1 tRNA gene is annotated in these 321 nt (G+C 34.0%); it reads right to left on the minus strand.

What is annotated here, in order from left to right:
• Positions 1 to 235: 235 nt before the first annotated feature.
• A tRNA-Ala gene (locus ITJ86_RS17225) sits at positions 236 to 309 on the minus strand.
• Positions 310 to 321 lie beyond the last annotated feature (12 nt).

Here is a 321-nt window from a genome sequence, read left to right on the forward strand (position 1 = left end):
AGGCATTCCCCATACGCTCTTATTTAGCTTATTGTACTTTTGTCTTTTTAATGAGTTACTATTTAATCCTTATCCGAAGATAAAAATTAAACTTTATGATTAATTAAAAGCTCGTAAACCTTAATTAATCATTATTACTATATATAAAAGAGAACGATCTCTTTATATATTATTTCATGTATCTTTTTCAATATGTCAATGAACTTTCAGTTTCCCGATTACTCGAGAACTTCAGTGGAGAATATCGGAGTCGAACCGATGACCTCCTGCGTGCAAGGCAGGCGCTCTAGCCAGCTGAGCTAATCCCCCATTTCTTAAGTT

The sequence above is a fragment of the Winogradskyella marina genome (assembly GCF_015645385.1).
Lineage (GTDB): Bacteria > Bacteroidota > Bacteroidia > Flavobacteriales > Flavobacteriaceae > Winogradskyella > Winogradskyella marina.